Source organism: Inquilinus sp., from assembly GCF_039594555.1.
GTDB lineage: Bacteria > Pseudomonadota > Alphaproteobacteria > DSM-16000 > Inquilinaceae > Inquilinus.
Genome location: NZ_JBCNNF010000064.1, coordinates 1 through 22,205, shown reverse-complemented (window position 1 = coordinate 22,205; position 22,205 = coordinate 1). Strand labels below are relative to the sequence as shown.

The 22,205-nt window shown below is 71.0% G+C and carries 20 protein-coding genes; 15 read left to right on the top strand and 5 right to left on the bottom strand.

Annotation, left to right across the window (positions count from 1 at the left end):
• From ABDW35_RS09650 to ABDW35_RS09595, 12 genes are all read left to right on the top strand, one after another.
• A partial coding sequence (locus ABDW35_RS09650; protein ID WP_343713646.1) for a TOBE domain-containing protein occupies positions 1 to 280 on the top strand: 280 nt, incomplete at its 5' end.
• A gap of 9 nt (positions 281 to 289) precedes the next feature.
• Entirely contained in the window at positions 290 to 1,432 is a 1,143-nt protein-coding gene (locus tag ABDW35_RS09645; protein ID WP_343713645.1) for an ABC transporter ATP-binding protein, read from the top strand.
• On the top strand, positions 1,429 to 2,988 hold the full coding sequence (locus tag ABDW35_RS09640; RefSeq protein WP_343713644.1) for an FGGY-family carbohydrate kinase: 1,560 nt from the start codon (positions 1,429 to 1,431) through the stop codon (positions 2,986 to 2,988). Before ABDW35_RS09645 ends, ABDW35_RS09640 begins: the two co-directional genes overlap by 4 nt.
• Positions 2,985 to 4,025: a 2-hydroxyacid dehydrogenase gene (locus ABDW35_RS09635; RefSeq protein WP_343713643.1), complete on the top strand. Its 1,041-nt coding sequence runs from the start codon at positions 2,985 to 2,987 to the stop codon at positions 4,023 to 4,025. The genes ABDW35_RS09640 and ABDW35_RS09635 overlap by 4 nt, the downstream gene beginning before the upstream one ends.
• Before the next feature lie 20 nt (positions 4,026 to 4,045).
• Complete coding sequence (locus ABDW35_RS09630; RefSeq protein WP_343713642.1) at positions 4,046 to 4,705, top strand: class II aldolase/adducin family protein; 660 nt, start codon at positions 4,046 to 4,048, stop codon at positions 4,703 to 4,705.
• 4 nt (positions 4,706 to 4,709) lie between these two features.
• On the top strand, positions 4,710 to 6,257 hold the full coding sequence (locus ABDW35_RS09625) for a glycerol-3-phosphate dehydrogenase (protein WP_343713641.1): 1,548 nt from the start codon (positions 4,710 to 4,712) through the stop codon (positions 6,255 to 6,257).
• Positions 6,258 to 6,510: 253 nt separating this feature from the next.
• Positions 6,511 to 7,563, top strand: a complete 1,053-nt coding sequence (locus tag ABDW35_RS09620; protein WP_343713640.1) for a class II aldolase/adducin family protein — start codon at positions 6,511 to 6,513, stop codon at positions 7,561 to 7,563.
• Positions 7,564 to 7,565: 2 nt separating this feature from the next.
• Positions 7,566 to 8,834 (top strand): FGGY-family carbohydrate kinase, encoded by a 1,269-nt coding sequence (locus ABDW35_RS09615; protein ID WP_343713639.1) that lies wholly within the window; start codon positions 7,566 to 7,568, stop codon positions 8,832 to 8,834.
• Positions 8,835 to 9,692 carry a TIGR01459 family HAD-type hydrolase gene (locus ABDW35_RS09610; protein ID WP_343713638.1) on the top strand — a complete coding sequence of 286 codons (858 nt, stop codon included), beginning with the start codon at positions 8,835 to 8,837 and terminating at the stop codon, positions 9,690 to 9,692.
• A 94-nt stretch (positions 9,693 to 9,786) separates the two neighbouring features.
• Complete coding sequence (locus ABDW35_RS09605) at positions 9,787 to 10,536, top strand: helix-turn-helix transcriptional regulator (RefSeq protein WP_343713637.1); 750 nt, start codon at positions 9,787 to 9,789, stop codon at positions 10,534 to 10,536.
• Between the two features lie 86 nt (positions 10,537 to 10,622).
• Positions 10,623 to 11,372: a helix-turn-helix transcriptional regulator gene (locus ABDW35_RS09600; RefSeq protein WP_343713636.1), complete on the top strand. Its 750-nt coding sequence runs from the start codon at positions 10,623 to 10,625 to the stop codon at positions 11,370 to 11,372.
• 102 nt (positions 11,373 to 11,474) lie between these two features.
• Positions 11,475 to 12,254: an SDR family oxidoreductase gene (locus ABDW35_RS09595; protein WP_343713635.1), complete on the top strand. Its 780-nt coding sequence runs from the start codon at positions 11,475 to 11,477 to the stop codon at positions 12,252 to 12,254.
• Positions 12,255 to 12,257: 3 nt separating this feature from the next.
• On the opposite strand, the gene ABDW35_RS09590 is transcribed toward ABDW35_RS09595, so the two are convergent.
• Entirely contained in the window at positions 12,258 to 12,821 is a 564-nt protein-coding gene (locus ABDW35_RS09590) for a GNAT family N-acetyltransferase (protein ID WP_343713634.1), read from the bottom strand.
• Positions 12,822 to 12,924: 103 nt separating this feature from the next.
• On the opposite strand from ABDW35_RS09590, the gene ABDW35_RS09585 reads away from it, so the two are divergent.
• Both ABDW35_RS09585 and ABDW35_RS09580 read left to right on the top strand, forming a co-directional pair.
• A complete protein-coding gene (locus ABDW35_RS09585; RefSeq protein ID WP_343713633.1) occupies positions 12,925 to 13,350 on the top strand; it encodes a GNAT family N-acetyltransferase in 426 nt (141 codons plus the stop codon).
• 24 nt (positions 13,351 to 13,374) lie between these two features.
• Positions 13,375 to 14,142: an alpha/beta fold hydrolase gene (locus ABDW35_RS09580; protein WP_343713632.1), complete on the top strand. Its 768-nt coding sequence runs from the start codon at positions 13,375 to 13,377 to the stop codon at positions 14,140 to 14,142.
• Positions 14,143 to 14,152: 10 nt separating this feature from the next.
• Here the strand turns inward: ABDW35_RS09580 and ABDW35_RS09575 are convergent, their stop codons facing one another.
• Positions 14,153 to 14,980: an oxidoreductase gene (locus ABDW35_RS09575; RefSeq protein ID WP_343713631.1), complete on the bottom strand. Its 828-nt coding sequence runs from the start codon at positions 14,978 to 14,980 to the stop codon at positions 14,153 to 14,155.
• A gap of 86 nt (positions 14,981 to 15,066) precedes the next feature.
• Between ABDW35_RS09575 and ABDW35_RS09570 the strand changes: the two genes are divergently transcribed.
• Entirely contained in the window at positions 15,067 to 15,483 is a 417-nt protein-coding gene (locus tag ABDW35_RS09570; protein WP_343713630.1) for a MerR family transcriptional regulator, read from the top strand.
• A 39-nt stretch (positions 15,484 to 15,522) separates the two neighbouring features.
• Here ABDW35_RS09570 and ABDW35_RS09565 read toward each other — a convergent pair whose 3' ends face one another.
• The 3 genes from ABDW35_RS09565 to ABDW35_RS09555 form a co-directional block, all read right to left on the bottom strand.
• Positions 15,523 to 18,174 carry a hypothetical protein gene (locus ABDW35_RS09565; RefSeq protein WP_343713629.1) on the bottom strand — a complete coding sequence of 884 codons (2,652 nt, stop codon included), beginning with the start codon at positions 18,172 to 18,174 and terminating at the stop codon, positions 15,523 to 15,525.
• 276 nt (positions 18,175 to 18,450) lie between these two features.
• Positions 18,451 to 21,480 (bottom strand): hypothetical protein, encoded by a 3,030-nt coding sequence (locus ABDW35_RS09560; RefSeq protein WP_343713628.1) that lies wholly within the window; start codon positions 21,478 to 21,480, stop codon positions 18,451 to 18,453.
• A 174-nt stretch (positions 21,481 to 21,654) separates the two neighbouring features.
• Positions 21,655 to 22,205: MOFRL family protein (locus ABDW35_RS09555; RefSeq protein WP_343713627.1), on the bottom strand; the 551-nt coding region annotated here is incomplete at its 5' end.

The window sequence follows — 22,205 nt, the reverse complement described above, 5'->3', positions numbered from 1 at the left end:
GCCCTGCCTGGTCGGGCTGCGGCCCGAGGATGTCGAGGTGCGGTTCGAGCCGACGGAGGACGCCGTGCCGGTCGACCTGGAGGCGGTGACGCCGCTGAATGTCCGCACCGTGATGCTGCTGCGCGCCGCCGACGGCACCGAGATCCTGGCCAGCCGGCCGGAGGACCAGGGCGACGACCTGGGCCGCGGCCGGCGCCGCGCCTGGGCCCGGCCGGACCTGGCCCGCGCCTTGTGCTTCGACCGCGAGACCGGCGCCCGCCTGCCGGCCGCGACGGCCTGAGGAGTTTTGATGGCAACCCTGACGCTCGACGCCGTCTCCAAGATCTACGGGCCGCGCCTGGCCCATCCGATCCGCGCGGTCGACGCCGTGTCGCTGGCGCTGCGCGACGGCGAGCTGGTCGGCCTGCTCGGCTCCTCCGGCTGCGGCAAGACCTCGACCCTGCGCATGATCGCCGGCTTCGAGAGCGTGTCGGAAGGCACCATCCGGATCGGCGACCGGGTGATCAACGATCTGCGCCCGGCAGAGCGCAACGTCGCCATGGCCTTCGAGGGCTACGCCCTCTACCCGCCCTTGACCGTGCGCGACAACATCGGCTTCAGCCTGCTGCGCGACCGCATCCCGAAGGCGGAGGTGCAGCAGCGCGTGGCGCATGTGGCCGAGCTGCTGGAGATCGGCGACATCCTGGACCGCTATCCGCAGGCGATCTCCGGCGGTCAGCAGCAGCGCGTCAGCCTGGCCCGGGCCCTGGTGCGGCGGGCGCAGCTGTCCTTGCTCGATGAGCCGATGTCGCAGCTGGAACCGCAGCTGCGCGCCGTGCTACGGGCGCGCATCAAGGACTATCTGATCGAGCACAGGATGACGACGGTCTTCGTGACCCATGACCAGACCGAGGCCCTGGCCCTGGCCGACCGTATCGCGGTGATGGAGGGCGGCCGGCTGCAGCAATTCGCCTCCCCCACCGACCTGAAGCGGCGACCGGCCAACCTGTTCGTCGCCGGCTTCATCGGCGAGCCGCCGATGAACCTGTTCCCGGCCCGGGTGGTGCGCGAGAATGGCGGGCTGGCGGTCGAGGTGCAGGGCGAAGGCGGCGCGGCCGCCTTCCGCCTGCCGCATGCTGGGCACGGCCTGGCCGAGGCCGGAAAGGTCCATCTCGGCATCCGCGGCCATGAGATCCGGGTCGGGACCGCCCGGCCCGGCGAGACGCAGCTGCAGGGCACGGTGATTGCCAACCAGTGGCTGGGCGATCAGAGCCACATCGCGCTGGACGTCGACGGCGTGCGCCTGACCATCGTCACCGACCGGGCGCTGGAGGCGGCGCCTGACGCAAGGCTGGCGCTGGCCCTGCCGGAATCGGCGCTGCACCTGTTCGACAGCGACAGCGAGATGGCGATCGCCCATGGCGGCCGGCCGGCGGTGGCGGCCGCAGCATGAGCAGGGACGTCCTGATCGGCCTCGATTCCGGCACCTCGGTGGTCAAGGCGGTGGCCTTCGACCTCGACGGCGCGCCGATCGAGCATGCGGCGCGGCCGAACACGACCCTCCCGGTCGACGGCAGCGGCATGGAGCAGGAGTTCGGCCGCACCTGGGACGACGCCGCGGCGGTGCTGCGCGAGATGGCGGCGAAGCTGGAGGCGCGCGGCCTGCGCGTGGCCGGCATCGCCGTGACCGGCCAGGGCGACGGCACCTGGCTGATCGACCGCGACGGCGACCCGGTCGGCCGGGCCATGCTGTGGCATGACGGACGGTCGGGACCGATCGTGGCCGAGCTGCACCGGAGCGGCACGGCCAAGGCGGTGCAGCGCTTCACCGGCACCATGCTGAACATGTCGAACCAGTCCGGCCAGCTGCTGTGGCTGAAGCGGCACCGGCCGGAGGCGCTGGCCCGGGCCGCCACCGCCTTCCACTGCAAGGACTGGCTGTATTTCCGGATGACCGGCGAGCGGGCGACCGACGTCTCCGAGGGCACCTTCACGTTCGGCGACTATCGCACCCGCGAGTATGCGCCGGAGGTGCTGGAGCTGTTCGGCCTGCAGGACGAGGCCCGGCTGCTGCCGCCGATGGTCGACGGCGCCCGCCAGAACTCAGCGCTGACGCCCCAGGCCGCGATCACCACCGGCCTGCCCGCCGGCACGCCGGTGGTGCTGGCCCCGGTCGACCTGCTGTGCGGCGCTCTCGGCTCCGGCCTCTACGACCCGGAGGGCCGCGCCGGCTTCACCGTGCTGGGCTCGACCGGCGCGCATATGCGCCTCATCTTCGGGGCCGACCGGGTGACCCTGGGCGAGGAGGTCGGCTACACCATGCCGTTCGTCGCCCCGGGCAGCTATGTCTCCATGGTCTCGAACATGGCGGCGACGCTGAACATCGACTGGCTGTGCGGCGTGATCGAGGAGGTGGCCGAGGCCGCCGGGGCGACTCTGCCGAAGCGGTCCGACCTGATCCGGCTGCTCGACGCGAAGGCGGCGGCGGCGACGCCGGGGCGGCTGCTGTATCACCCCTTCATCGCCGAGGCGGGGGAGCGCGGGCCCTTCGTCGACAGCGCCGCCCGCGCCTCGGTCATCGGCCTGTCCGGCACCGCCGGCGCCGGCGACCTGCTGCGGGCGATCTATGAGAGCCTCGGCTTCGCCAGCCGGGACTGCTACGAGGCGGTCGGCGGCACGCCGGCCGAGATCCGCCTGGCGGGCGGCGCCGCCCGCAGCGCCACGGTCCGCGGCATCCTGGCCGCCGCCACCAACGCGCCGGTCCGGCTGGTCAAGCGCGAGGAGGTCGGCGCCGCCGGCGCGGCCATGGTGGCGGCGCTCAGCTTGGGCATCCTGCCCGACATCGATGCCGCCTGCGCCCGCTGGGTGACGCCGCTGCTGGCCGAGGCTGAGGCGCCCGACCCGGATCTCGTCGCGCAGTATGACCGCCTGTTCCCGCAGTACCGCGCCAGCTACCGGGCCTTGGGCCCGATCTGGCACGCATTGGAAGATTTGAGGACCGAAGGATGACCGGACGTCGCGTTGCCGTGATCGGCGACCGCTTCATGCTGCCCAGCCTGTTCGTCGAGGCACTGGAGGCCATCCCGGCCAAGCTCGACATCCGCACGCTGGAGCAGCCCTGGCCGGACGAGCCGATGGTGCATGGCTATGCCGGCACCGGGCTGGACGGGCTGAAGGAGTTCATGGGCGACCCGGACGAGATCGTCGACTTCATCGGCGATGCCGAGATCCTGGTCACCCATCTGGCGCCGATTTCGGCCGGCATGCTGGAGCGGCTGCCCGACCTCAAGCTGGTCGGCGTCAGCCGCGGCGGGCCGGTGAACATCGACATGAAGGCGGCCAAGGCGCGCGGCGTGAAGGTGGTCAATGCCCCCGGCCGCAACGCCAGCGCGGTGGCCGAGTTCACCATCGGCGCCATCCTGGCCGAGACCCGGCTGATCACCCGCGGCCACACCTCTCTCTCCCAGGGCCAGTGGCGCGGCGACCTGTACCGCGCCGACCTGACCGGCCGCGAGCTGTCGGAGATGACGGTCGGCGTCATCGGCTATGGCCATGTCGGCAGCAAGGTGGTGCGCCTCTTGAAGGCCTTCGGCTGCCGCATCCTGGTAACCGACCCCTATGTCCAGCTCGACCCCGCCGATAGCGCCGACGGCGTACAGCAAGTGGCGCTGGAGACCCTCCTGGCCGAAAGCGACGTGGTCACCCTGCATCCGCGCGTGACCGCCGAGACCACCGGCATGATCGGCGCCGAGGCCTTCGCCGCGATGAAGGACGGGGCGGTGTTCGTCAACACCGCCCGCGGCCCGCTGGTCGACTACGACGCCCTCTACGACGCGCTGGTCGGCGGCAAGCTGCGCGGCGCGATGCTGGAGACCTTTGCGGTCGAGCCGCCGCCGGAGGACTGGCCGCTGCTGAAGCTGCCCAACGTCACCCTGACGCCGCACATCGCCGGCGCCTCGGTGAAGACCGTCACCTATGCCGCCGGGCTGATCGCCGAGGACGTCCGGCGCTATCTGGCCGGCGAGCCCCTGCTCCGCCTCTGCTGACCTTTTGCTCAGGATCCGTCATGACCACTGAACTCGAGCTGCGCACCAAGATCGTCGAAGCCTGCCGGCAGATGAACGCCAACGGGCTGAACCAGGGCACCTCCGGCAATATCAGCGCCCGCTGGGGCGACGGCATCCTGGTGACCCCGACCGGCGTGCCCTATGACGAGATGACGCCGGAGGACATCGTCGCCATGACGATGGACGGCAGCTGGGAGCATGGCGACCACCGCCCCTCCTCCGAGTGGCGCTTCCATCTCGACATCCACCGCCGCAAGCCGGAGGTGAACGCCATCGTCCATTGCCACCCGATGTACTCGACCATCCTGGCGATCCGGCACCAGGAGATCCCGGCGCTGCACTACATGATCGCCTGCGGCGGGGGCAATTCGATCCCCTGCGCGCCCTATGCCACCTACGGCACGCCGGAGCTGTCGGAGCATGCGATCGCGGCGCTGCAGGGCCGCACCGCCTGCCTGCTCGCGAACCACGGGCTGATCGCCACCGGCGCGACCCTGGGCAAGGCGATGTGGCTGGCGGTCGAGGTCGAGACCCTGGCCAAGCAGTATGTCTACACGCTGATGCTGGGCGGGCCGAAATGCCTGCCCGACGACGAGATCGACCGGGTGATCGAGAAGTTCAAGGATTATGGCCCGCGCCCGAAGAAGCAGGCGGCCTGAGCGGATGGCGGACGGAGCGGACCAGCGGAGCAGTGCCGTCGTCGACCTGCTGGTGGTCGGCGGCGGCGTCAACGGCGCCGGCATCGCCCGCGACGCGGTCGGGCGCGGCCTGTCGGTGCTGCTGTGCGAGAAGGGCGACCTGGCCGAGGGCACGTCGAGCCGCAGCGGCAAGCTGGTGCATGGCGGCCTGCGCTACCTGGAATATTACGAGTTCCGGCTGGTGCGCGAGGCGCTGATCGAGCGCGAGGTGCTGCTGGCCGCCGCGCCGCACATCATCTGGCCGATGCGCTTCGTGCTGCCGCATGACAGCTTCCTGCGCCCGGCCTGGCTGCTGCGGACGGGGCTGTTCCTGTACGACCATCTCGGCGGCCGCAAGAGGCTGCCGGCCAGCCGCGGCCTGGACCTGCACCGCGATCCGGAGGGCAAGCCGCTGCAGGACCGCTTCCGCCGCGGCTTCGAATATTCCGACTGCTGGGTCGACGACGCCCGGCTGGTGGTGCTGAACGCGATCGGCGCGGCCGAGCGCGGGGCGGAGATCCTGACCCGCACCGAATGCGTGTCGCTGCGGCGCCGCGACGGGCTGTGGCACGCGGTGCTGCGCCCGGCCGGCGGCGGGGCCGAGCGGCAGGTCGTCGCCCGCGCCGTGGCCAACGCCGCCGGCCCCTGGGTCGACAAGGTGCTGACCGGCGCCGCCGGCCTGAAATCGGCCAAGAAGATCCGGCTGGTGCGCGGCAGCCACATCGTGGTGCGGAAGTTCTATGACGGGCCGCAGGCCTATCTGGTGCAGAACACCGACAAGCGGGTGATCTTCATCAACCCGTACGAGAACGGCTACCTGCTGATCGGCACCACCGACATCCCGCAGACCGGCGCCCCCGATACGGTGGCGGTCGACCCGGCGGAGATCGACTATCTCTGCGGCGTGCTGAACCGGGCGTTCCAGCGCCAGACCGGGCCGCAGGACGTGGTGCATTCCTTCGCCGGGGTGCGGCCGCTGTTCGACGACGACGCCGCCAATCCGTCGGCTGTGACCCGCGACTATGTCTTCGATGTCGACGACGAGGGCGGTCGGGCGCCGATCCTGTCGGTGTTCGGCGGCAAGATCACGACGTTCCGCAAGCTGGCCGAGCATGCGCTGGACCGCCTGCGCCCCTTCTTCCCGGCGATGGGCTCGGCCTGGACCGCGTCGGCGCCCCTGCCCGGCGGCGACATGCCCGGCGCCGATTTCGACCGCTGGCTGGCGGAGTTCCGCCGCCGCCATCCCTGGCTGCCGGAGGCGCTGGCGCTGCATTACGGCCGGCTCTACGGCACAAGGGCGGATGCGCTGCTGGACGGTGCCAGGACGCTCGCCGATCTGGGCCGGCATTTCGGCGGCCTGCTCTACGAGCGCGAGGTGGCTTGGCTGCGGGCGCAGGAATGGGCCGAGGACGCCGACGACATCCTGTGGCGCCGCACCAAGCATGGGCTGCACCTCTCGGCGGCTGAGACCGCAGCGTTCACCGAATGGCTCGAGGCTGCTCCAATGCCGGCCGCTCAGGCGGCGAGACAGTGATGGACACGACGCGCCCGCCCCCGTTCTTTTTGAGTCCCCCCTCCCCTTGCGTGAGGGGGGCAGGGGGAGGGGGTTCGCGCCGTACGACCAATGCCCAGTTGGCGAGGACAGCCCGTTCGCTCAAACGATCAGGCCGCGGCACCCTTCGATCGACAACCCCCTCCCCCTCCCCCCCTCCCGCAAGGGGAGGGGGGACTGAGTTTGGTCTGAGCCGGAATTGGGCCGGGCCAATCCCTCGCCGGAAGCCCCGCCCATGACCCTCGACCCAGCCACCGATCCCGACCTCCGCGCCCTGCGCGTCCTCTCCGCCGGGCTCGGCCGTGACCCGGACCGGGTGCAGGCTGCCGGCGGCAACACCTCGCTGAAGCGCGACGGCATCATGTGGATCAAGGCCTCCGGCACCTGGCTGGCCCGGGCCGAAGACGAGGAGATCCTGGTGCCGGTGCGCCTCGACCCGCTGCTGCGGGCGATGCGCGACGGCGATCCCGCCGCCGAGACCGCCCGCGACTTCGTGGTGGCGGAGCACAATCCCCGCGGGCTGCGGCCGTCGATCGAGACCACGGTGCACGCCGTCTTCCCATTCGCCGTGGTGCTGCATGTCCATTGCGTTTCGACCATCGCTTTAGCCATCCGCACGGATGCCGAGGCGCGCTTTGCCGAGCGGCTGGACGGGCTGCCGGGCGTGGACTGGGCCTTCATCCCCTATTGCAAACCGGGCCTGACCCTGTCGCAGGCGATCGCGGCGCGGCTGCGGCCCGCCACCAACGTGGTGGTGCTGGGCAATCACGGGCTGGTGGTGGCGGCGGACGGCGTTGCCGAGGCGGGCGAATTGCTGGACCGGGTCTGCGCCGCCCTTGCCGTGCCCCGCCGCCCCTCTCCCGCCGCACAGCCGGAATCCCTGGCCGAATTGATCCGCGGCACGCCCTACCGGCTGCCGCAGGATCCGGCGGCGCATGACGCGGCGACCGATCCCGCCAGCCTGGCCCTGGCCACGGCCGGCGCCTTCTACCCCGACCATGTGATCTTCCTCGGCGCCGCCCTGGCCACGGCCTGCACGCCGGCCGAGCTGGCGGCATTGGGCGAAGGACCGCGCGCGCCGGCGATCGTCGGCGTGCCGGGCCATGGCGTGGTGCTGCATCAGGGCGTGCTGCGTGGCGCCGACGAGATGGCGCGCTGCCTGGCCGATGTCGCCGGGCGGGTGCCGGCCGGCACAGCGGTCCGCGCGTTCACCCAGGCCCAGATCGACGAGCTGACCCAGTGGGATGCGGAGCAGTACCGGCAGTCGCTGAGCCGGCGGGAGGCGTGATCATGGCAGAGGCCGCGCGCGCAATCGGCATCGATATCGGCACCTCCGGCGTGCGGGCGGTGGCGGTGGACGCGGCCGGCCGCGCCGTCGGCCGCGGCACAATGTCGACCAACAGCCCCGGCCTGGATCCGCGCGATCCGGAGACATGGTGGCTGGCGACGGTGGCGGCGCTGCGCCGGCTGGCGGTGGAGGCCGATCTGTCCGCGGTCGGCGCCGTCTCGGTCGACGGCACCTCTGGCACCGTGCTGGTGACGGACGCGGCCGGGCGGCCGCTCGGCCCGGCGCTGATGTACAACGACCCCTGCCCGGATGAGGCGGTGGTGGCGCGGATCGACGCCGTCGCCCCCGCCGGCAGCGCCGCTCGCGGCCGCAGCTCGGCCCTCGGCCGCGCGCTGGTGCTGCTGCGCCGGCCGGGCGCGGTGCGGGTGCTGCACCAGGCCGACTGGATCGCCGGGCGCCTGTCCGGCGGCTTCGACACGACCGACGAGAACAACGCGCTGAAGACCGGCTACGATCCTGTGGCGCGGCGCTGGCCGGACTGGATCGCCGGCCTCGGCATCGACCCCGCCGCCTTGCCGAAGGCTGTGGCGCCGGGTACCCCGGTCGGCCAGGTAGGATCGGAGGGGATCGCTCTCGGTCTTCCCGCCGGCGCCATCGTCGTCGCCGGCACCACCGACGGCTGCGCCTCCTTCCTCGCCACCGGTGCGGATGCGGTGGGCGATGCGGTGACCGCGCTGGGGTCGACCCTCGTCATCAAGCTGCTGTCCGACCGCCCGGTCGATTCCCCACAGCACGGTGTCTACAGCCACCGCATGGGTGATCGCTGGCTGGTCGGCGGCGCCTCCAACAGTGGCGGGGCGGTGATCGCCCAGCTGTTCGGCCGCGACCGGCTGCCGGCGCTGACCGCGGCGCTGCGGCCGGACCGGCCAACCGGCCTGTCCTACTATCCCCTGCCCCGCCCGGGCGAGCGTTTCCCGGTGTCCGATCCCGACCTGGCGCCGGTGCTGGAGCCGCGGCCCGAGGACGACGCCGTGTTCTTCCAGGGCGTGCTGGAGGGCATCGCCGGGATCGAGGCGCGCGCCTACCGTCTTCTGACGGAGCTCGGCGCGCCGGCCATGACCTCGCTGCGCAGCGTCGGCGGCGGCGCCGCCAATGCCGGCTGGACCGAGATCCGCAGCCGGCAGCTGGGCGTGCCCTTCCTGCCGGCCTTGTCGGAGGACGCGGCAGAGGGTACAGCCCGGCTGGCCCTGGCGGGACTTGGAGAGCGGTAGATGCCGGAGATCGGCGCGATCGAGCAGGCGAATGGCATCGGCGAGATCGTCGACCGCTTCGGCACCTGGTTCGTCGACCAGTACGGCGTGCTGCATGACGGCCGCCACCCCTATCCCGGTGCAATCGAGGCGCTCCGGCGGCTGAAGGATGCCGGCCGGCATGTCGTGCTGCTGTCGAACTCCGGCCGCTCCGCCGCCTACAATGCGCGGCGGATGGAGGCGCTGGGCTTCGCCCGCGACAGCTACGACCATTTCGTCACCTCCGGCGACGTCGCCCTGGCGCTGCTGCAGAGCGGTACGCTGCCGGTCTCGCCGGGCAGCGGCGCCCGCTGCCTGGTCATCTCCAGCGGCGAGGATCGCGGCTTCGCCGAAACGCTGGGCTTCGCTGAGGCCGAGACCGGCGACGCCGCCGACCTGGTGCTGATCGCCGGCAGCCGCGGCCACCTGATCCCGCTGGAGAGCTACCGCGAGCTGCTGGCCCCGGCGGCGGCCCGCGGCGTGCCGGCGCTATGCACCAACCCGGACAAGATCATGCTGACCCCGCTGGGCCCCGCCTTCGGCGCCGGGCGCATCGCCGAGATGTACGAGGCGCTCGGCGGCAGCGTCACCTGGGTCGGGAAGCCGCATCCGCTGATGTACCGCCATGCCGCCGCCACCGCCGGGGTGGAGCGGCCTGGCGACGTGGTCTGCGTCGGCGACAGCGTCGAGCATGATATCGCCGGCGCCCGCGGCCTCGGCGCGGCCGCCGCGCTGGTGCGCACCGGCATCCATGCCGGCATGACCGACGACGAGATGGTGCGGGAATTCGCCACCGTCGGCTGCACCCCGGACATCCTGCTGCCATCTTTCCGCTGGTAGTCTGAACGTCCCGTCAAAGCCGACGAAACAATTCAGGACTTGTTTCGCTTCTGGAACAATTCTATCCAGGAGCAGGACAACTTTCTTAACGATCATGCCGGACGAACGAACCCTCGGCGATCTGATCGGGCGAACCTACGACGCTGCTGTTGGCGACGAGGACTGGACCAGGCTGGTCGAGGCGATGACGCAGGCCGTCGGCGGCACTTCCGCCGTGATGCGCTGGCTGGCGCGGCCGGCCGAGACGGCGGTCACGGTCAATCTCGACCTCGCCGCCCATCAGGCCTATGACGCCTACTACCACACCGTCGACCCGGTCTGGCCGAAGCTGTTCGAGCTGCCGCCCGGCACCGCCGTCGACGACTGCGCCCTGGTGCCGGAGCCGGCCCTGGGGCGGACCGAGATCTACAACGACCTCTACCGCCAGAACCATCTGTGGTTCTGCCTGTCCTGGTACACGGTGGATGCCGCGGGGCAACCGGTCTGCCTGGCGATCTACCGTCCCCGCCAGCAGCCGCTCTACACCGGCGACGACCTGCGCCTGCTGCGGGCGGTGACCCCGCATCTCGACCGGGCGGTGCAGATCGAAGGCCGGCTCGCGGCGGCGGCGGAGCGGCGCAAGGCCGTCCCCTCTCCGCAAGCGGGGCCCGAACTCAGCGGACGCGAGCGCGACTGCCTGGCCCGGATCGCGCAGGGCGAGTCGAGCAAGAGCATCGCCCGCCAGCTGGCGCTGTCGGCCCATACGGTCAACGAATACATCGGCTCGGCGATGCGCAAGCTGCGGGCCGCCAACCGCACCGAGGCCGTGGCCACCGCCATCGCCCTCGGCATCCTCAATCTCTGACCGGCCCGGACATCCTGCCGCCATCTTTCTGCGGCTAGTCTCGCCGCGGGCGCATTCCGGCGCCCGGCCATGAGCCCGAATCCGCGATGCCGGACGACACCGCTCTCCGCCGCCTGATCGGCCGGATCTACGACGCCGCCATCGGCGACGAGGACTGGGCCGAGCTGGTCCGCCGGCTGATGCACGCGGTCGGCGGCACCACCGCCGTGCTGCGCTGGCATGGCCGGCCGTCCTTCACCGCCGCCACGGTCAATCTCGACCCCGCCGCCCACGACCTCTACGACCGCTACTACCGCAGCATCGACCCGCTCTGGCCCCTGATCCGGGCCCGGCCGCCCGGATCGGCGGTCGACGACCGCGCGCTGATCCCGGAGCAGGCGCTGGTGCGGACCGAGCTGTACCACGACTTCGTCCGACCGAACGAGATGCACACCGCCCTGTCCTGGTACACGCTGGACCTGGCGGCGCGGCCGGTGGCGCTGAAGATCGTCCGGCCCCGCTCGCACCCCGCCTATGAGGCGGAGGAGCTGCGGGTGCTGGACGCGCTGGCGCCGCATCTCAACCGCGCGGTCCGCATCGAGGGGCAGCTGGCGACGCCGGAAGCGCGCCGGACCGCCGTGCGGCTGTCGCGTCAGGGTCCGGGGCTGAGCCCGCGCGAGCGCGACTGCCTGGCCCGCGTCGCCCGCGGCGCGTCCAGCAAGGGTATCGCCCGCCAGCTGGCGCTGTCCGTCGACACGATCAACGAATACATCGGCTCGGCGATGCGCAAGCTGCAGGCCTCGAGCCGCACCGAGGCCGTGGCCACCGCCCTCGCCCTCGGCTTGCTGCCTCTCTGACGGCCTGGCTGATATCCCCGGGGTGACATCTGCCGCCGGACGTCGCACCCTGCCCTCCCCGCACGAAGCACGCCCCGCCGCCGCGGCGGGAGGGAGACGGACATGGATCTGGGACTGACCGGCCGCAAGGCCCTGGTGTGCGCCGCCAGCAAGGGGCTGGGCAGGGGCTGCGCCCTGGCGCTGGCGCGCGAAGGCGTCGAGGTCACCATCACCGCCCGCGGCGCCGAGGCGCTGGAGGTGACGGCCGAGGAGATCCGCCGCATTACCGGCGCCAGGGTCACGACCGTGGCCGGCGACATCGCCACCGACGCCGGCCGCGAGGCCGCCCTGGCCGCCTGCCCGGAGCCGGACATCCTGGTGAACAATGCCGGCGGCCCGCCGCCAGGTGATTTCCGCGACTGGGACCGCGACGCCTGGATCAAGGCGATCGACGCCAACATGCTGACCCCGATCTTCCTGACCCGGGCGGTGGTCGACGGCATGGCGGCGCGCGGCTTCGGCCGCATCGTCAACATCACCTCCAGCTCGGTGAAGGCGCCGATCGCGGAGCTGGGCCTGTCGAACGGCGCCCGCTCCGGCCTGACCGGCTTCATCGCCGGCGTCGCCCGGCAGGTGGCGGGCAAAGGCGTCACCATCAACGGCTTGCTGCCGGGCTCCTTCGACACCGACCGGCTGCGCGGCGGCATCAACGCCGCGGCCCAGCGCGCGGGCGAGGACGCCGAGGCGGTCGCCAACCGGCGCCGCGCCGCGATCCCGGCCCGCCGCTTCGGCCAACCGGACGAGTTCGGCGCAGCCTGCGCCTTCCTGTGCAGCGTCCATGCCGGCTACATCACCGGCCAGAACCTGCTGATCGACGGCGGCGCCTTCCCGGGCACGTACTGATTGTCAGGCCCGGATCCCCGCCAAATCGTGCCGCAGGATCGGCCGAGCGGGGATGCGGCGGGCCACCTCGCGAAAGCCAAGGCGGGCGAAGGTCGAGGCATAGCCGCTGCCCGACGCGCTGGGCGACAGCGCGGCGTCGAAGGGATAGGCCTCCAGCGCCGGCGCCCCGGCCCGCTTCGCCGCCCGCAGCGCCGCCTCGATCAGCGCCGTGCTGACGCCGCGGCGGCGCCAGCCCTTGCGGATGTAGAAGCAGGACAGCGCCCAGACCGCCACGTCGTCGACGGCCTTGAGGCGCCAGTTGCGGTCCAGCTCCGGCAGCGCCGCGCGCGGGGTCAGCTGGCACCAGCCGACCGCGAGATCCCCGGAGAAGGCCAGCAGCCCGGGCGGCGGCCCCTGTTCCACCACGGCGTGGAAATCGGCCTTGTTCTCGGATCGCGGCCGGCGGCGATAGGCGGCGCCGATGCGGCCATGCATGCACCAGCAGCCATTGACCGCGCCGGCCGGCCCGAACAGGTCCTCCAGCGCCGGCCACAGCTCCGGCGTCAGCGGATGGATGGCGAATCCCATGCCGGCTCTCCCCGACCGGTTGCTCCTCCGATCAACAGCCGGGCGGCCGCTCCGGCTCCGGAACCCGTTCCGAATCCGACCGGGATGGTGCAGTCTCCCGGCCATGAACGAGACACCCCGCATCCTGTATGGCCGCGAGCAGGACCTAAACGTCGCCGAGTTCCGGCGCGTGCTGGTCGAGTCCGGCCTCGGCCGCATCCGCCCGGTGGATGACGAGCCGCGGCTGCAGGCGATGATCGACGGCGCCAACCTGATCGTCACCGCCCGGCTGAACCAGCCCGGCCGGCCGCTGGTCGGGTTCGGCCGCGCCGTCACCGATACGGTCTGGTGCTGCTACCTGTCCGACCTCGCCGTCTCGCCCTCGGCCCAGGGCCTCGGCGTCGGCCGCGGCCTGCTGGACGAGGCGCGGCGGCAGCTCGGGCCCAGCGTCAGCCTGTACCTGATCTCGGTGCCCGAGGCGGTCGGCTTCTACGAGCGGGCCGGGATGACGCGGCTGATCGACGCCTTCTCCTACAAGCGCGAACGCTGACGCCGCAGACAAGGGATCTTCCGCATGACCGACCTTCCCGTCCGCCCGTTCCATGGCCGCGACGGCGTTCCGCTGGCCTATCGCGAGCTCGGCGAGGGCCGGCCGCTGGTGCTGATCCACGGCTTCTTCTCGACCGCCACGGTCAACTGGCTGCGCTACGGCCACGCCGCGGCGATCGCCGAGCGGGGCTATCGCGTGATCATGCCGGACCTGCGCGGCCACGGCGACAGCGGCAAGCCGCACGACCCGGCCGCCTATCCGCGCGACATCCTGGCGGATGACGGGCTGGCGCTGGTCGAGCAGCTGGGGCTGGACGACTACGACCTCGGCGGCTATTCGCTGGGCGGGCGGACGGTGGTGCGGATGCTGGCGCGCGGCGCCGCGCCCGGCCGGGCGATCGTCGCCGGCATGGGCCTGAACGGCATCGTCAGCGCCGGCGGCCGCAACGCCTATTTCCGCCGCATCCTGACCCATCTCGGCAGCTTCCAGCGCGGCACGCCGGAATGGATGGCCGAGGCCTTCCTGAAGACCGTCGGCGGCGACCCGGAGGCGCTGCTGCAGGTGCTGGGCACCTCGGTCGACACGCCGCGCGAGGCGCTGGCGCAGATCGCGGTGCCGACCCTGGTCGTGGCCGGCGCCGAGGATGACGACAACGGCTCGGCCGCCGACCTCGCCGCCGCCCTGCCCGAAGGCCGCCACGCCACCATTCCCGGCAACCATATGGGCGCGGTGGCGAAGCCGGAGCTGGGCGCCGCGATCGCGGAGTTCCTCGGGGACGCGCCGCGGGGCTGACGTCCCGAGGTCACTCCCGCGCCTGGGACGCCCGCCACATCAGCCGGTCGGTCATCCGGTCGCTGAGCAGGCGGACCAGCAGCAGCAGGATCCGGGCGCCGCCGCCGACCGGATAACGGGTGCGCGGCCGCCGGGCCGCCGCCGCCCGGCCGATCGCCTCCGCCACCACCTCGGGCGGGGACGGGAAGCTCGACGCCACGGCCCGTTCGTACATCCTGGCGTGGCGGCGGGCATAAGGGCCGTAGACGGTGTCGCCGGAGACACGCAGCAGGCTGCCGAAGGCGATGCCGCCCCATTCGGTGCGGATCGCGCCGGGCTCGATCACCACCACGTCGATGCCGAAGGGCATCAGCTCCATCCGCAGGCAGTCGCTCAGCCCCTCCAGCGCGAATTTGGTGGCGTGGTACCAGGCGCCGAAGGGCTCGCCGGACTTGCCGCCGATCGAGCTGACATTGATGATCCGGCCGCTCTTGTGGGCCCGCATGATCGGCAGCGCCAGCTGGCACAGCCGGGCGGCGCCGAACAGGTTCACCTCGAACTGCCGGCGCGCCTCGTCCAGCGGCACGTCCTCCAGCGCGCCGTAGCTGCCATAGCCGGCGTTGTTGACCAGCAGGTCCAGCCGGCCCGTCTCACCGCGGATCCGCTCCACCGCCGCGACGATCGAGGCGTCGTCGGTGAGGTCGAGCGCGACCAGCCGCGCCCCGGCCATGGCCAGCGTCGCCATCCGGTCGACCCGCCGCGCCGCGGCGTAGACGGTGTAGCCGTCGGCGATCAGCCGCCGCACCGTCGCCTCGCCGATGCCGGCCGAAGCGCCCGTCACCAATGCAACCTTGTCCAACTCTGATGCTCCACAAACGCGGGAGCTGATCCTATAAGTCTGGAGTGCGGTCCAGGGTCAAGGGCCGCAATCGCCGGAGCCGGACCATGCTGATCTCGGATTTCGCGCGGGCGACGGGGCTGCCCGTGGACACCGTGCGCTTCTATGTCCGCCGCGGGCTGCTGACGCCCGGGACCAACGGCAAGGGCGGCCGCAACCCGTACCAGGTCTTCACCGCCGAGCATGTGCGGGAGGCCCGGTTGATCCGCATGGCGCAGTCGCTGGGCATGTCGCTGAAGGAGATCGCGGCGATCAGTCAGGAAAACCGCCGCGGCGGCATCACCCGCGAGCGCAGCATCGAGTTGATGGCGGAGCAGCTGGCCCGGCTGGAGACGAAGGCGGCGGAGCTGCAGGCGATGGCCGGCTATCTGCGCGCCAAGCTGGCCTGGCTGAACGGCGGCGAACAGGAGCCGGAGCCGGACTTCATCGATCAGTTGGAGCGCGCATCCGGCCGCCGCGGCTGAGGCAGGCGCGGCCCCGCCCGAAGGCGAGGCCGCCCGGGATCACAGCACGAAGTCCGACGCGGTCAGCGGGTGGTCGGAGACGACGTTGATCGCCATGTCAGGTGCCTTGTCGCCATTGGTGTCGACATACACCACCTGGATCGCCCCCGCCGTCACCACCCGGATCTCCGCCCCTGCCCCGGTGAAGTTGCCGGTGCCGAAGGTGAAGGCGGTGTCGCCGTTCTCGGCATTGCCGTCCGCGTCGATCGCCGACAGGTCGATCTTGTCGCCGGTCGAGAAGTCCGTGATCGTGTCCTTGCCGGAGGAGGCCACGGTGCTGTCCGACAGGGCCGTATAGACGAAGGTGTCGTTGCCGGCGCCGCCCTTCAGCAGGTCGGCGCCGCCGCCGCCGGTGAGCACGTCGTCACCGCCCTGCCCCCACAGCGTGTTGGCGCCGGCATCGCCGGTCAGCGTGTCGTTGAAGCCGGAGCCCAGCACCTGTTCGATGCCGCTGAGGGTGTCGCCCTGCGCGTCGCCGCCCGTGCCGGTGCCGGTGACCAGGCTCACCGTCACCCCGGCGGAGGAGCTGGCGTAGCTGGCGGTATCGATGCCGGCGCCGCCGACCAGCGTGTCGGCCCCGACCCCACCTTCGAGGATGTCATTGCCGTCGCCGCCGTCGAGCTGGTCGTTGCCGTCGCCGCCATAGAGGTTGTCGTTCCCGGCCTCGCCGAAGACGATGTCGTTGCCGGTGCCCGCATCCACGGAATCATCGTTGTTGCCGCCATGGATGGTGTCGACACCGTCGCCGCCGACGAGCCGGTCATTGCCGTCGCCGCCGCTGAGATTGTCGTCGCCGCCCTCGCCGGAGAGCGAGTCGTCGCCGCCATTGCCGACGAGCGTATCGTTGCCGAGCTCGCCGCCGAGGATGTTGCGGCCGTTGTCGCCGGTCAGCTGGTCGTCATGGCTGGAGCCGTAGACGTTCTCGATGCTGATCAGCGTGTCGCCCTGGGCGAAGCCGCCCGAGGCGGTGCCGGCCAGCAGGTTGATGACGACACCCTGCTCCGAGCCCTGGTAGTTGGCGGTGTCCGACCCGGCGCCGCCGTTCAGCGTGTCGCCGCCGTCGCCGCCCCGGAGCGTGTCGTCGCCCGCCCCACCGTTCAGCACATTGGCGCCACCATTGCCGTAGAGATGGTCGGCGAAGGCGGAGCCGGTGAGGTTCTCGATATCCTGCAGCGTGTCGCCCTGGGCATCGCCGCCGGTCCCAGCACCGGTGGAGAGGTCGACCGTCACGCCGGCGGCCGAGCCGGAATAGTCCGCCGTGTCGTTGCCGTCACCGCCGAAGATCTGGTCCGCCCCGGCACCCCCGGTGAGCACGTCGTTGCCGAAGCCGCCGAGGAGGATGTCGTCGCCGGCCAGCCCATCGATGGTGTCGTTGCCGTCGGAGCCGATCATCCGGTCGGCCCCGGCCCCGGCCACCAGCGAGACCCGGAAGATGTCGAAGCCGGTGCCGTTGCCCTCGGCCCCCACCCCGGTGTTGGTCGCCTGCGACTGGAAGGTGACGTAATGGCCGTCGGCCGAGATCCACGGCGTGTTGGACAGGTCGTTCAGCTGCGACCCGTCGAAGGCGACGGACAGGCGCGTCACGTTGCCGGTCAGCATATCCTTCAGGAAGATGTCGCGGAGGCCGTTGGTATCGCCCTGCACGAGATTGCTGGCGTTGCTGAGGAAGACGACATAGCGGCCGTCGGCGGAGACCACGGCCTGGGTCGACAGGTCGTCCCCCTGGGTGCCGTCGGTGGCGGTGGAGACAAGGGTGGTGGTGTTGGTCTGCAGGTCGCGAAGGAAGATGTCCGTGGTGGCGTTGGTGTCGCTGGCCACCAGGTTGGTCGCGTCGCTCTGGAACACGACGTAGCGGCCGTTGCCGGAAATGGTGGCGCCCGACGACTGGGCGTTCCCCGACCCGCCGCCGATGGCGGCCGAGACCAGAGTGGTGGTGCCGCCAGCGATGTCGCGGACGAAGACGTCGGTGGTGGCGCCGTTGCTGTCGTTGGCCGTCAGGTTGCTGGACGTGCTGACGAAGGAGACCTTGTTGCCGTCATCGGACAGGCGGCCGACCAGGGAGTTGCCGTTGCCTTGCGACCCGTCATTCGCCACCGAGACGCGGCTGGTGACGCCGGTCTGGATGTTCTTGACGAACACGTCGCTGAACCCGTTGCTGTCACCGGCGACCAGATTGGTCGCGGTGCTCTGGAAGCTGACGAAACGGCCGTCGCCGGTGACGTCGAGGTTTTGGCTGGTACCGTTGGCCTGACTGCCGTCTGACGCCGTGGAGACTCGCGTGGTGACGCCGGTCAGGGTGTCCTTCATGAAGACATCGAGGACGCCATTGGTGTCGCCGCCGACCAGGTTGGTCGCGATGCTGGTGAAGAACACATAGCGCCCGTCATCTGTGATCAGCGGCACGCTGGAGATGTTGTTGCCCTGCGTCCCGCCTGTGGCGGTCGAGACCAGCGTCGTCGTGCCGGTCAGGGTGTCGCGCAGGAACACGTCGAAGAAGCCGTTGACGTCGCCCCCGACAAGGTTGGTCGCGGTGCTCTGATACACGACGTAGCGGCCGTCCGCCGACATCGTGGCGTTGGTGGCGATGTTGTTGGCGCTGGTGCCGCCGCTGTCGACCGAGATCCGGGTGAGCGAGCTGGAGTTGACGGTCATGACGAAAAGCCTCCCTTTTGTATGCGCAGGCGACGGCAGCCGCAGCACCGTCGGGAAAATCAGAAAGAAAGCAAAATTGTACGAATAGCAGTTGTACGGGCAATGAATGCGGGTTCACACGCCGGCGTTCTACACGCCCCACCTCGCCGCGGCAACCGCGCGGGACTTGCGCGAAACTCGACATATCCGGCGATGTCGTCAGACGGACTTATCCGCTCGAAAAAACGGAGGCGCGGACAAGCCGCGCCTCCCGGATCCATCCGGATGGACCGCCGATCAGAGAACGAAATCCGCCTCGGCCAGGGCGTGGTCGGACAGGACGACGATCACCGAATCCGGGTTCTTGTCGCCGGTGGTGTCGAGATAGACGCCCTGGTAGCCGTTGCCGAAATCCACCACCCGCACTTCCCCGGCCGTGCCGGTGAAGGCGCCGGTGCCGAAGGCGAAGGCGGCGTTGCCCGGGCCGGCGCCGTTGGCATCGATCGCTGACAGGTCGATCCGGTCGCCGGCCGCGAAGTCCGCGATCGTGTCCCGCCCCGCCGCCGCCACGGTGCTGTCGGCCGTGCTGGCATAGACGAAGCTGTCATTGCCGGCGCCGCCCTTCAGCATGTCCGCGCCGGCGCTGCCGGTGATGACGTCGTCTCCGGCGCCGCCCCAGAGGGTGTTGGCCCCGGCGTCGCCGGTCAGCCGGTCGCCCTGGTCCGAACCGAACACCTGCTCGATGCTGCTGAAGGTGTCGCCCTGGGCGTCGCCGCCCGAGACCACGCCGGTGGCCAGGTTGATCGTCACCCCGGCGGCCGAGCCGACATAGCTCGCCGTGTCGATGCCGTTGCCGCCCTTCAGCGCGTCGCCGCCGGCGCCGCCGATCAGCAGATCGTCGCCATCCTGCCCCCACAGGGCGTTGGCATTCGCGTCGCCGGTCAGGCGGTCGGCCAGGGCCGAGCCCATCAGCTGCTCGATTCCGGACAGGGTGTCGCCCTGGGCGTCGCCCCCCGTGGCCGTGCCGGTGGCCAGGTTGACCGCCACTCCGGCAGCCGAGCTGGCGTAGCTGGCCGTGTCGATGCCGGCACCGCCGATCAGCACGTCGGCGCCGGCCGCACCCTCCAACAGGTCGTTGTCGTCGCCGCCATCGATCTGGTCGTCGCCGTCGCCGCCATAGAGCACGTCGTTCCCGGCATCGCCGAAGACCCGGTCGTTGAAGAGGCCGGCATCGACCGAATCCGCGCCGTTGCCGCCATGAATCTCGTCGAGGCCGACATCGCCGACCAGCCGGTCGGCCCCGTCGCCGCCGTCGAGCTGGTCGTCGCCCGCGCCGCCATAGAGCGCATCGTCGCCGGCGTCGCCGAACACCCGGTCGTTGTAGCTGCCGGCATCGACCGTGTCCGCGCCGTCGCCGCCATGGATGGTGTCGATGCCGCTGCCGCCGGAGACATGGTCGTTGCCGTCGCCGCCGTTCAGGATGTCGTCGCCGATCTCGCCGACCAGGACGTCGTCGCCACCATTGCCGTTGAGCGTGTCGTTGCCGAACGCGCCGTTGAGGGCATTGGCGCCGTTGTCGCCGGTCAGGTGGTCCTCGCCGACCGATCCGTACAGGTTCTCGATGCTGGTCAGCATGTCGCCGTCGGCGTCGCCGCCCGAGGCGGTGCCTGCCAGCAGGTCGACCGCGACCGCCGCGGCCGAGCCCTGATAGTCGGCGGTGTCCGAGCCGGCGCCGCCGTCCAGCCTGTCGCCCCCCTCGCCGCCGCGGAGCGTGTCGTCGCCCGCCCCGCCCGCCAGCACGTTGCCGTTGATGTCGCCGTACAAGCGGTCCGCGAAGGCCGAGCCGGTGACGTTGTCGATGTCGACCAGCTCGTCGCCCTGGGCGTCGCCGCCGGTGCCGGTGCCGGCGGCCATGTCGACCGTCACCCCCGCGGTCGAGGTCGAGTAGTCCGCCGTGTCGACGCCGTCCCAGCCGAACAGCCGGTCCGCCCCGGCCCCGCCTCTCAGCGTGTCGTCGCCGAACCCGCCGGTGAGGATGTCGTCGCCTGCCAGCCCGTCGAGCGTGTCGTTGCCGTCGGAGCCGATCATGTGGTCGGCGCGGGCCGTGGCGCGGAGCGAGACCTGGAACAGGTCGATGGCGCCGTTGGTGTCGGCGGTCGGGCTCTCGGCCAGGTTGGTTGCCATCGAGCGGAACGTGACGGTGCTGCCGTCGGCCGAGATCCTCGGCTGGGCGGAGTCGCCATTGGCCGCCGAGCCGTCATACGCCACGGAGAGACGCGTCACCGTGCCGGTCAGCATATCCTTCACGAAGATGTCGAATGATGGAATGACCTCACCCTCCACCAGGTTCGATGCCTCGCTCGCGAACACGATGTAGCGGCCGTCGGCCGAGATGTCGGGAGAGAACGACCGTCCATTGGCCTCGGCCCCGGTGCCGGACGTGGAGACGCGAACCGTGGTGTCGGTCTGCAGGTCGCGCATGAAGATGTCGACCGCGCCGTTGGTGTCGCCCGCCACCAGGTTGGTCGCGGCGCTCTGGAACACGACGTAGCGGCCGTCGCCGGAGATCGACGCCTGGTCCGAATAGTCGTTCGCATGGGTGCCGTCGGTGGCGACCGAGACGCGCTCGGTGGTCCCGGCCGCAAGGTCGCGGACGAAGATGTCGTCGCGGCTGTTGGTGTCGCCGGCGACGAGATTGCCGGCGTGGCTGAGGAAGACGACGCGCTGGCCATCATCGGAGACGCGGGCATCGCGCGAGTAGGAGTCGCCCTGGGCTTCGCCGTCGGAGACGGAGACGCGGGTCGTGGTCCCCGTCTGCAGGTCGCGCAGGAAGATGTCGGTCTGACCGTTGGTGTCGCCGGCCACCAGGTTGGTGGCGCCGCTGTTGAACACGACGTAGCGCCCGCTGGCCGAGATATCGGTGTTGCCGGAGTGCCCGTCGGCCAGCCCTCCCCCCGCGGCGACGGAGACGAGGGTGGTGGTGCCGGTCTGGAGATCCCGCAGGAAGACGTCCGTAAAGCCGTTGGTGTCGCCGTCGATGAGGTCTTTGGCTTGGCTGTGGAAGATGACATAGCGCCCGTCATCCGAGATCATCGGCGACGACGACAGGCCGTCGGGATCACCGCCTGTGGTGTCCACCGAGATCCGTGTCGTCGTGCCGGTCTGCGTGTCGCGCAGGAAGATGTCCGGCTGGTTGTTGCCGTCGCCGGGGACCAGGTTGGTCCCATAGTCGTCGAACACGACATAGCGGCCGTCCCCCGAGACCGCCCCGCTCTGGGCCCTGCCATTGGCCTGGATATTGCCGGTCCCGACCGAAACTCGCGCCATGATTTTATTCCTTTGCAAAGGTCGCAAAGAAGACGGCCCGGCTTTCCGAATCTTCTTCGGCGCCTGAAATAAAAATACAAACTAATATTAACCCCCGAGCCGCGAGTATTTTACACGCGGTCGAGGTTCTCAGCAATCGATGGCAGTTTCGCTTCGGCGTGGCGAGACTTGGCGCTAGCGAACCAGGATGGCGCGGAAGTCGTTGACGTTGGTCAGGGTCGGGCCGGTCACCACCAGCCGGTCGAGCGCCGCGAAATAGCTGTAGGCATCGTTGTTGGCCAGGAACTCGGCCGCGATGAGCCCCTGCGCCTTGCCCTGCGCCAGCGTCCCGGCATCGGTCCAGGCGCCGGCATTATCCTCCGACCCGTCGATGCCATCGGTGTCGCAGGCGATGGCGGAGACGCCGGGCCGGCCCTGCAGCTGGATGGTCAGCGCCAGCAGGAGCTCGACATTGCGGCCGCCCCTGCCCTGCCCCTTCACCGTTACCGTGGTCTCGCCGCCCGACAGCAGCACGCAGGGCCGCGCTGCCGGCTGGCCGTGGCGCACTGCCTGCTCGGCGATGCCGGCCAGGACCCGGCCGACCTCCCGCGCCTCGCCCTCCAGCGCGTCGCCCAGGATCAACGGGGTGAGGCCGAGATCGCGCGCCTTCGCCGCCGCCGTTTCCAGCGCCATCTGCGGCGTCGCCAGCATGTGCAGCTCCGCCGCCGGCAGCTCGGCCGGCGCGG

Excerpts from the sequence above, each read along its gene's own strand:
- ABDW35_RS09645 (WP_343713645.1), top strand. The coding sequence starts at position 290 with ATGGCAACCCTGACGCTCGACGCCGTCTCCAAGATCTACGGGCCGCGC.
- ABDW35_RS09585 (WP_343713633.1), top strand. The coding sequence starts at position 12,925 with ATGAACGAGACACCCCGCATCCTGTATGGCCGCGAGCAGGACCTAAAC.
- ABDW35_RS09610 (WP_343713638.1), top strand. The coding sequence starts at position 8,835 with ATGCCGGAGATCGGCGCGATCGAGCAGGCGAATGGCATCGGCGAGATC.
- ABDW35_RS09560 (WP_343713628.1), bottom strand. The coding sequence starts at position 21,480 with ATGGCGCGAGTTTCGGTCGGGACCGGCAATATCCAGGCCAATGGCAGG.
- ABDW35_RS09595 (WP_343713635.1), top strand. The coding sequence starts at position 11,475 with ATGGATCTGGGACTGACCGGCCGCAAGGCCCTGGTGTGCGCCGCCAGC.
- ABDW35_RS09565 (WP_343713629.1), bottom strand. The coding sequence starts at position 18,174 with ATGACCGTCAACTCCAGCTCGCTCACCCGGATCTCGGTCGACAGCGGC.
- ABDW35_RS09580 (WP_343713632.1), top strand. The coding sequence starts at position 13,375 with ATGACCGACCTTCCCGTCCGCCCGTTCCATGGCCGCGACGGCGTTCCG.
- ABDW35_RS09615 (WP_343713639.1), top strand. The coding sequence starts at position 7,566 with ATGGCAGAGGCCGCGCGCGCAATCGGCATCGATATCGGCACCTCCGGC.
- ABDW35_RS09630 (WP_343713642.1), top strand. The coding sequence starts at position 4,046 with ATGACCACTGAACTCGAGCTGCGCACCAAGATCGTCGAAGCCTGCCGG.
- ABDW35_RS09605 (WP_343713637.1), top strand. The coding sequence starts at position 9,787 with ATGCCGGACGAACGAACCCTCGGCGATCTGATCGGGCGAACCTACGAC.
- ABDW35_RS09590 (WP_343713634.1), bottom strand. The coding sequence starts at position 12,821 with ATGGGATTCGCCATCCATCCGCTGACGCCGGAGCTGTGGCCGGCGCTG.
- ABDW35_RS09640 (WP_343713644.1), top strand. The coding sequence starts at position 1,429 with ATGAGCAGGGACGTCCTGATCGGCCTCGATTCCGGCACCTCGGTGGTC.
- ABDW35_RS09625 (WP_343713641.1), top strand. The coding sequence starts at position 4,710 with ATGGCGGACGGAGCGGACCAGCGGAGCAGTGCCGTCGTCGACCTGCTG.
- ABDW35_RS09635 (WP_343713643.1), top strand. The coding sequence starts at position 2,985 with ATGACCGGACGTCGCGTTGCCGTGATCGGCGACCGCTTCATGCTGCCC.
- ABDW35_RS09600 (WP_343713636.1), top strand. The coding sequence starts at position 10,623 with ATGCCGGACGACACCGCTCTCCGCCGCCTGATCGGCCGGATCTACGAC.
- ABDW35_RS09570 (WP_343713630.1), top strand. The coding sequence starts at position 15,067 with ATGCTGATCTCGGATTTCGCGCGGGCGACGGGGCTGCCCGTGGACACC.
- ABDW35_RS09620 (WP_343713640.1), top strand. The coding sequence starts at position 6,511 with ATGACCCTCGACCCAGCCACCGATCCCGACCTCCGCGCCCTGCGCGTC.